General features: G+C 67.8%; 7 protein-coding genes and 1 pseudogene. 5 read left to right on the top strand and 3 right to left on the bottom strand.

Features of this window, described 5'->3' with window-relative positions:
* Positions 1-172: 172 nt before the first annotated feature.
* The 4 genes from CCS01_RS00560 to CCS01_RS00545 all read left to right on the top strand — a co-directional run bounded on the left by CCS01_RS00560 (position 173) and on the right by CCS01_RS00545 (position 4,784).
* Positions 173-607 (top strand): nucleoside deaminase, encoded by a 435-nt coding sequence (locus CCS01_RS00560; RefSeq protein WP_104516891.1) that lies wholly within the window; start codon positions 173-175, stop codon positions 605-607.
* A 5-nt stretch (positions 608-612) separates the two neighbouring features.
* On the top strand, positions 613-2,667 hold the full coding sequence (locus tag CCS01_RS00555) for an FUSC family protein (RefSeq protein ID WP_104516890.1): 2,055 nt from the start codon (positions 613-615) through the stop codon (positions 2,665-2,667).
* 491 nt (positions 2,668-3,158) lie between these two features.
* Entirely contained in the window at positions 3,159-3,803 is a 645-nt protein-coding gene (locus tag CCS01_RS33410) for a LolA family protein (protein WP_158258163.1), read from the top strand.
* Between the two features lie 501 nt (positions 3,804-4,304).
* A complete protein-coding gene (locus CCS01_RS00545; protein WP_104516888.1) occupies positions 4,305-4,784 on the top strand; it encodes a type I restriction-modification system subunit M N-terminal domain-containing protein in 480 nt (159 codons plus the stop codon).
* A gap of 20 nt (positions 4,785-4,804) precedes the next feature.
* Here CCS01_RS00545 and CCS01_RS00540 read toward each other — a convergent pair.
* Positions 4,805-5,926 (bottom strand): annotated as a pseudogene (locus CCS01_RS00540) (IS5 family transposase); the annotation flags it as partial.
* Between the two features lie 47 nt (positions 5,927-5,973).
* Between CCS01_RS00540 and CCS01_RS00535 the strand changes: the two are divergent.
* On the top strand, positions 5,974-6,369 hold the full coding sequence (locus CCS01_RS00535; protein WP_104516886.1) for a site-specific integrase: 396 nt from the start codon (positions 5,974-5,976) through the stop codon (positions 6,367-6,369).
* A gap of 92 nt (positions 6,370-6,461) precedes the next feature.
* Here the strand turns inward: CCS01_RS00535 and CCS01_RS00530 are convergent, their stop codons facing one another.
* Entirely contained in the window at positions 6,462-7,586 is a 1,125-nt protein-coding gene (locus CCS01_RS00530) for an ISAs1 family transposase (RefSeq protein ID WP_104516885.1), read from the bottom strand.
* 86 nt (positions 7,587-7,672) lie between these two features.
* The coding region (locus CCS01_RS32465; protein ID WP_204848088.1) for an N-6 DNA methylase at positions 7,673-8,662 on the bottom strand (990 nt) is incomplete at its 5' end.

The raw sequence follows: 8,662 nt of genomic DNA, 5'->3' as shown, positions 1-8,662 counted from the left end.
CATGGCCATCAATGTCATGCAGACGAACGGCGACAAGGACGCCTTGCGCGGCAAGTTCCAGAAGGCCGCCTGGGACAACGCCTATCTCGCTCGCCTCCTGGCACTATTCTGAAGTGCGATTGCCCTGCCATCGATCCCATCACCCCGGGCCCGCCACATGATCCCAGACCCCATGGACGAAGCCCTCGCCGAGGCCCGCGCCGCCGCCGCGCGGGGCGAAATCCCCGTCGGCGCCGTCGTCCTCGGCCCCGGCGGCGGCATCCTCGCCCGCGCCGGCAACCGCACGGAAGCCGACAGCGACGCCTCCGCCCATGCCGAACTCCTCGCCCTGCGCGCCGCGGCACAACGCCAGCGCAGCCCCCGCCTCATCGGCTGCGACCTGGTCGTCACCCTGGAGCCCTGCCCGATGTGCGCCCAGGCCATCAGCCTGTTCCGCATCCGCCGCCTGGTGTTCGGCGCCTACGACCCCAAGGGCGGCGGAGTCGAGCACGGCCCGCGCATCTACGACGCATCCTCCTGCCACCATCGCCCGGAGGTCATCGGCGGCGTGCGCGAAACCGACTCCGCCGCCCTGCTGCGCGCCTTCTTTCGCGATCGGCGTCCGTAAACCCCATGCCGGCCAAGCCGACGGCTCCGGACCTGGCGCGGCTGCCAATCGCCGTCAACCTGCGGGCAACCAGCCTGGCGGAGGGCGTCCGCGCCGCCCTGTCGGTGTCGGTCATCATCGCCGCCGGGCAGTTCCTGCACTTTCCGCCGCTCCGCGAGGCCGCGCTGGCGGCGCTGCTGACCTGCATCTGCGATCCCGGGGGGCCGATCCGCCGCCGTGTCCCGGTGCTGCTCAGCTTCACCCTGCTGGGCGCCCTGGTCACCGCCGGCTTCGGCCTGGTGCGCGCCCTGGAGCCGGGCTTCGCCCTGCCGCTGGGCGTGCTGGGCCTGTTCTGCGCCTCGTTCGCCCGCGTCTACGGCCAGGCGCCGCAGCAGCTTGGCGCCCTGCTCGCCACGGTGCAGATCCTCGCGCTCGACCGCGGCGACACCAGCCTCGCCCAGGCCGCCATCATCGCCCTGGCGTTCATCGGCGGCGCCCTGTGGGCGACGCTGCTCACCATGGTGATCTGGCGGATCTACCCGTTCCTGCCGGCCCGCCGGGCGGTGGCAGAGGCGTATCGGCAGCTCTCGCACCTGGTGGGGGACCTGCAAACCCTGGCGCGGACGCCCGGCGCCAGCGACGCCGACTGGGACGCGCACGCCCGCATCCACCGCCGCCGCGCGCGCGAAGCGATCGAGGCGGCGCGGACCGTCGTCATGGACACGCTGCGGGCGCGCGGCGCCGCCAGCCACCGCGCCGCCCAGGGTGTGATCCGCCTGGAAACCGCCGAGCAGATCTTCGGCAGCCTGATCGCGCTGAGCGACCTGCTGGAACACGGCTCGACGGCCGAGCGGCAGGCGGCCACCCGGATCCTGCGGCGGATGCGCCCGGTGCTGCTGGTCCTGGCCCGCGCGGTGCTGACCGAGGACATCCACACCCACCGGCGGATCGACCGCGCCATCGACGCCCTCATCGCCGATTTGGCCGCGCTGCCGCCCGGTTCCCTGGTCCCCCGGGTGGTCACTGGCATCGCCGATCGGCTGCGGATCGCTCATACGGTGGTCACGCCGGCCGGCCAGTTGCCCGACGCCGGGCTGGCCGCGCAGGCGCTGCCGCGCTGGCAACAGGTCGTCCGCCCGGCGCGCGCCAACCTGAACTGGCAGTCCCCTGCCCTGCGGCACGCGCTGCGCAGCGCCCTGACCGCCGCGCCGGCGCTGCTGTTCACCATGCTGTGGTTCACGCCATACGACCACTGGCTGACCATCACCATCGTCGCGACCATGCAGCCGTACTACTCGCTGACCTTCACCCGCGCCATCGAGCGCATCGCCGGCACCGCCGCCGGCGGAGTCCTGGCGGCGCTGGTCGGCCTGGTCTGCACCACGCCGCTGACGATCGCGGTGGCGATGTTCCCGCTGGCGATGCTGGCCCTGGCGGTCCGCGCCGTCAGCCTGGGCATGTTCATGCTGGCGCTGACGCCGCTGGTCGTGCTGCTGGTGGAAACCGGCGCGCCCGGCGCCGGCGAGTGGCAGATCGCCGTCATGCGGGCGGCCCTGACCACGCTGGGCGGCCTGATCGCCGTTGCCGCCGGCTTCCTGCTGTGGCCCAGCCGGGAGCGGGAACTGGTGGCGGGCGAGGTGCGCAACGCCATCGCCGCGCACGGCGCCTACGCCCGGGCGGATTTCTCCCTGCTGCTGGGCGAGGCCACCACGTCGGCCGTGGGCCAGGCGCGGCGCGCGGCCGGCCTCGCGAGCAACACCCTGGAGGCGCTGATCACCCGCGCGCTGCTCGACCCGAGCCGCCGCAACCCAGACAAGCTGGAAGCGGCGATGGTCATCGACGCCGCCCTGCGCCGCTGCGCCGGGCGGCTGACGACGCTGCACCACGACCCGGCGCTTGCCGCCAGCCTGGGCGCCGAGGCCTTGCGGGCCTGGCGCGACTGGATCGCCGGTTCGCTGCACAGCCTGGCGAACGGGGAAACCACCCTGCAGCCGCGGCCGCCCGGGCAGGGCTCCGAGACGCTGGCCCGCATCGCCCGGCAGATCGAGCTGATGGTCGGCGCCGTCGGCCGGCTGGGGTGATCGCCATGGATGACCGGGTGCCTTGCGGGAATGATCCGCAGGGGCACGCAACGCGGCGGGCCGCCGGCACCAACCGAGCAGTGCCCTGGCGGCCTGCCGCGCGGTCGCGGCATGGGCCGCCGCCGGTACCAGCATGTCCAGGCGATCGTCCGGTCCCCCGGGCAAACCGGAGGCAGGCCGGGGTGCGCAGCCGCTGCCCTGTCGTCATGGTGGGCGCCGGCCCGCCATCCTCCCCTTTGGCCGATATTAGCACCGCAAGCCTTGGATGGGAGGCGTGTGCCCACCATGACGATGAAGGCACGCCGCCGATCCGCCTCACCCTGCCTGCGGTTTGCTATAGCCATCCGGTCCGCTTATGCGACACTGATGGGCCTCGCGGTCGTCCGGGCTGCTGTCCCGCACCCGGCGGACTCCGGAAGCACCCGGCAGCCGGCCAGGCTGCGGCCGTGCCGGGGGCTGGCCGACACCTCTATTCGTTACGGAGCACGCCGTTGAGACACTGTAGCGCTGTCATCTCGCGCATCCTGGCGTCCGCGCGATGCGCCGCGTTCGCCGTCATCCTGCCTGTCCTGCTCGCGGCCTGCGCGACGCCGCCAAGGCCGCAACTGACGCCCGCCGATCAGGCCGAGGTTGACCGCATCGCCGCCTACCTGAACAGCATTCCGCGGTTCGAGGCGCATTTCATCCAGTACGGCTCCTTCGGCCCCGACGCCGGCACCGTCTGGCTGGACCGTCCGGCCGGGCATTTGCGGATCGACTACACCGACGCCGAGCGGCGCGTGATGGTGATCGCCGACGGCCAGGTGCTGGTCGTCGATCGCAGCACCGGCGCGACCACCACGATGCCGGTGTCGCGCACGCCGCTGGGCATGCTGTTGACGCCCACGATAAACCTGTCCGGCCCGATCACCGTCGCGAGCCTGGCCAGGCTGCCGGGCATGGTCCAGATCACCCTGGAGAAGACCGGCTACGCGTCGCAGGGCAACCTGATGCTGACCTTCGCCGATCGGCCGCTCCGGCTGATCGCGGTGGCGGTGACCGACGCGCACGGGCGGACGTTGACGATGCGCCTGTCCGGCATCGACACGGCCCCGGCGCTGACGCCGGCGCTGTTCCAGCCACCGCCCGGCGCCTGACGGGTGGAATGAAGGCGCTCGGTCGGCGTGGGTGTCCGTTTCCGGGGGAGGCCCGGCGCGCGGCCCGGCGGCGGCCGATCGGGCGCACAGGCCAGGCCAGGCCTGGGAACCGTCACCGGATCGGCCGGCATGACGGTTGGGTAAGCGGCGGCGGGCCCGGTGCCGGGAGCCGATCGCGGGCGGCGACGTCCCGGGCGTGTCATGCGCGCCGGATTTTGCCGCCCTCTACCGCAGGCTGTTGAACGAACAAAGAACAAGCGTGGCGGGTGCGGAGCCGTGGCCAGGCTTCCCGGGGCAGAGCCATCGGCCGCCGCGCCGCGCCTCGCGGCACAAGCCGGGCACTGCCGCTTGTGAACGGGCGCGCCACGACACGCGCCGGCTGAATCGCGTATCGACATATTTCTCTATACGTCATAATCGTTCACACAGAACGACACCGGATTCCGAGGACGTCATGGCGAAAGGCCGCCCCCGCAAGACCGCCGCCCCCCCCAGCCGGCGCTGGAACGCGACCTGTTCCTGGCCGCCGACAAACTGCGCAAGAACCTGGAGCCGTCGGACTACAAGCACGTCGTCCTGGGCCTGGTCTTCCTGCGCCACATCTCGCTGGCGTTCGAGGCCCGGCACGCCGCGCTGCTGCGGGAAGACCCCGTCGCCGCCGAGGACCGCGACGAATACCTGGGCGAAAACATCTTCTGGGTGCCGAAGGAAGCCCGCTGGTCGCACCTGCAGGCCAACGCGCCGCAGCCCGGCATCGGCAAGCTGATCGACGAGGCGATGGCGGCGATCGAGGCCGACAACCCGGCGCTGAAGGGCGTGCTGCCGCGGGACTACAACCGCCCGGCGCTCGACAAGGGGGCAAATGGCAGCTTCGGGTGGAGAGCGGACATAAGCGGTGCAGCACCTCGGCGACAGCTTGCGCCAATCTCGGTCGCCCGAAAGCCTCGTCGGGCCTCCGCAAAGCTGAAGCAGGCTATATAGTCGTCTGTGAAGTAATCTGATCAGGTAGCGTAACGTGCATTCGGTGCCGCCGTGCCAGCGCTGCGAACAAGCGTGGGAAGCAGCTGCCCAAGCCCTGCCAGCCAGACCAGCAGGAGCCTGAAGTTGTAGCCGACAGCGGCGAGCACGGCATTGGCGGCGTCGCCGGCGCGCCCGGCAAGATAGTTGCGGCCCATGCGATGGTCCTCCTTGAGATGGCCGATCACCGGCTCCACGGCGGGCCGGCGGCGCAGCTCGCGCTTGATCTCGGCGGTGACGCCACGCTTCTGTGCGGATGTATAGACGCACGATGCCTGCGCGGGCGGCGCATTGTGACCGCGGTAGCCGGCATCGGTGATGACGCGGATCAGCGCGGTGCCGATCTGGCGGGTAATCGCCGGGAGCACCGTGGCCAGGCTATGGCCGTCATAGGGATTGCCCGGCAAGGCCGCGACAGGAACGACGAACTGCCCGCCGCGGCAGCGGTGCAGCGGGGTGGCGATCGAGACCTTGACGCCGAACTCATACGGCTGGTGCGGCTTGCCTTTGGCGATGCATTCGACCTCCGGCGCATGCAGGCTGTAGACCTTGGGGCCGCGCTGGCGATAGCGCTGCGCGTGCACCCGGCGTGCCAGGGCCAGTGGCTGGGCGAAGCGCGCGCGCAGGCTGGCGTCGGCACCGGTCTTGCGGCCGATGTCGCGCATCACCCGCCCGAGATAGGTGCGCAACGTCCGCAGCGCGCGCCTGGCGCGCTTGAACTGCCGGGCATGGGCATGGCGCTGATAGCGGATCAGCGCGCTTTTGCCGACCCGCTGATAGGACTGGCGCAGCGTCACGCCATGCTTGTGGGCCAGCCTCACCAGCCATTCACGCGCCCGGTGCAGCAGCCTGGCATCGGTGGGGAAGGCTACCGCCTTCGGCTGCACCGTGGTATCGACAATGACGCGGGTGAAGTCGGCCGGCTCGGCGGCCCCGCTGCGGATGGCCAGGCGCAGGCTTTCCTGCAGCAGCACCGTCAGCTTCTCTTCCCCCATCCGCTGGCGCCAGCGGGTCATCGAGGACCGGTCGAGCGGCAGGCTGTAGCGGAAAAACACTTCGCCGCAGAACAGCTGGTAATACGGGTTCTGCAGCCAGCTCTCGCACAGTTGGACGGAACGGCTTCGCCGAGTGCGCGGATGATGAAGTCGGGGTAATGGCGGAGGGGGTGTATTTTGTTGATGCCACCGGGCGCGAGAAAGCGCGGTGGCATCAACGAAAGGAGACCACCATGTCGCCACTGCGTGCACGAATGATCGAGGATATGACCCTGGCTGGTTTGGCTGCTGGAACGCAGCAGGTCTACGTCCAGGCGGTCTACCACTTGGCGGCGCATTATCGCCGTTCACCGGACCAACTCAGCGAGGAAGAGGTACGCGCCTATCTGCTTGACTTGCGTAAGCGCGGCGTGGCGCGGGGCACCTTCAAGGTCGCCCATTTCAGCCTTCGTTTCCTCTACTGCCAGACGCTCGGCCTGGCATGGGACTTGTTGGGGGGAAAAAAAGATTGCCTTGCCGCGGCAGAAGCGGTTGCCGCACGCGCTGCCGGATGAGCAGATCCGCCGTCTGCTCGGCGCCATCCGCCAGCCAATCCACCGGGTCTGCCTCAGCCTGATGTATGCAGGGTCATTCGATTCTGATTACTTCAGGTCCCACCATATGCCAGGACGCGGTTGAGGTTCATGGCGTTGCGCCACAGGGCGTCGGCGACGTCGTTGACCTTGTTGAACCGCAAGATGTTGAGGGCGAAACTGCGCAGGATGGAGAGGATGATCGGACTCTTGCGGACGCGGCTGGTATCTTCGTGCATGGAGACGTCGAGCACGTAGTGGACGCGGTTCTCCACGCCCCAGTGGCCTCGGGTCGCGGCAGCATAATAGGCGGCGTTGTTGCCGTCCTGGCTTGATGCATACCATGCGACTTCGCGCGTAGGCCGCCAGTTCCAGCCGGTGGCGACATCCTTGTGCAGAACCGTGCGGGTGACGCGCACGGCCTCGACGGCGTAGGCCTGCCAGTCGTCCGGCAGATCCAGAAGGGGGCCTGCCTTGAACACCTCGACCCGGCGCGTTTCCTGGCGATTACGCCGTGTTTTGCCGGTCTCCCCATGGCAATCCTGCGGCTCCTGCTCGGCCGGCAGAGCCTCAAATGCCGCTTCGAGACTTGGCTGGTTGCCCTTGACCTGAAGCAGCGCCTCGCCGCCGGACGCCTTCACCGCCTCGATGGTCTTGATCTGGCAATGCATGGCATCGGCCGTGCAGAGCACCCCCTCCAGGCCGAGTTCGCGCACCAGCGCCTGCATCGCCGGAATTTCGTTGCTCTTCACCATGACCGCGACATGCCCGAGGATGATCCTGGTGCCCACGGCGAACGCCCGGAGCAACTGGGACATCTTCGTCTCAGCGGCGGTGTCGTAGCTGCCTCTCAGGCTCTTGCCGTCATGCGCGACCACCTCGCCCGGGCCGCCGCCGAGCGCGGCATGCTGGGACATGGCGTGCTTGCGGAACACCGCTTCCAGGGCCGCGCCGTCAACCAGGCTGATGATCCGCCACAGGGTTGATGGTGCGGGGGCACGCTTCATGGTCGATGGGAACGCGGCCTGGAGCAGCGCGAAACGCTCCTCGATGAAGGAACACAGCGCCTTGTAGGACGTCGCCCCGCACAAAAAGCCGAGGATGCAAAACATCAGAATGTTGGCGAGACGATACCGCTTCGCCTGTTTCCGGCGGCAGTCAGTCACGCACGACAGCATCTCAACGAGCGGGTCATTCATCGGTGCAACCTCTCCATGGCCGCACCATGGTAGGCCACGGTGACCCTCAAGACCCAATTTGCCGCTCTCTCCGGCCTAGGCCGTGCTCAGTTTTCTCCAGCTTTCAACAGCGTGAATCGTGTATCGAATGACCCTGCCCGCAATTCAACGTCGATCCCGCCGTCAGGCTTCCAGTCTTGAAGTGAAGACGCCACCACAAAGCGCGCCATCGCAACCGCGGGACCAGAAACATCATAACCGATCAGGCGTAGGTGGCCACGAAACCCCATACGACGTAGTGACCGTAGTGCTTCGTGAAGAAAAGCACCCGAGCCACACGTCGGGTCGTTTAGTATCAGTTGAGTACGCGTGGTGAGATCACCCAGCGTCTCAAGTGCTCGCTCGACTACAGTCCGCGCCAAAGTTGGGGGGGTGAAGTGGGTTCCACCGCGGCTAGTGGTGGCCACTTCAGGTGTGCCCACCAAACCGAACAAGTCGAACGTAGTTGTATTGCGAAGCAGTTCGAAATGAGCTTCCTGAAAAAGTTGTCCACCCGCATGCCTTACGGCTAAGGAAGGATACAGGCGGAGCCAGGACATGGTGCCTGCTCCACGTTCAATTTCCTCCACTGCCGCCGCAAGACCCTTGGCATCGATGCGCGCTAACAGATCCTCTGCATCTTCAGATAAACCCTGTTGCTCAGGTTTGAGCGTTCTATCCGGATGACCTGAGAGGCGAGCGAGAGAAGCCGTAAAAAGATCGATCGCACGCGCATCCTCAAGGCCAGCAGCCTGCCCAAGTGATCTCAGACGCCGAAAGAAACCCAGCAGATGATCGACCACACCTCGATTTGACCTCAGTCGATCGTCACTCAAGAAGGTGTAGAACCGGTCAAGATTGCGTTCGATACTGGGTCGATCGAAGACTCTAGTATCTTGCGGGCGGTCCCAACGTACCACACCAACCTTAGCTGGACTTTGGCGCTTTCCCGAGGCGGTTGGTAGCAACCAGATAGTCGGCTGCGTGTGGCGAATTCCGGAGATCCTATAGGCAGGAACGGCGTTTTCCCTGTGTTGATCGCATGGGAAACCGATCGT

Source organism: Rhodopila globiformis, assembly GCF_002937115.1.
Lineage (GTDB): Bacteria > Pseudomonadota > Alphaproteobacteria > Acetobacterales > Acetobacteraceae > Rhodopila > Rhodopila globiformis.
The sequence above is the reverse complement of the archived record's forward strand: the minus strand, read 5'-3'. Positions and strand labels throughout refer to the sequence as shown.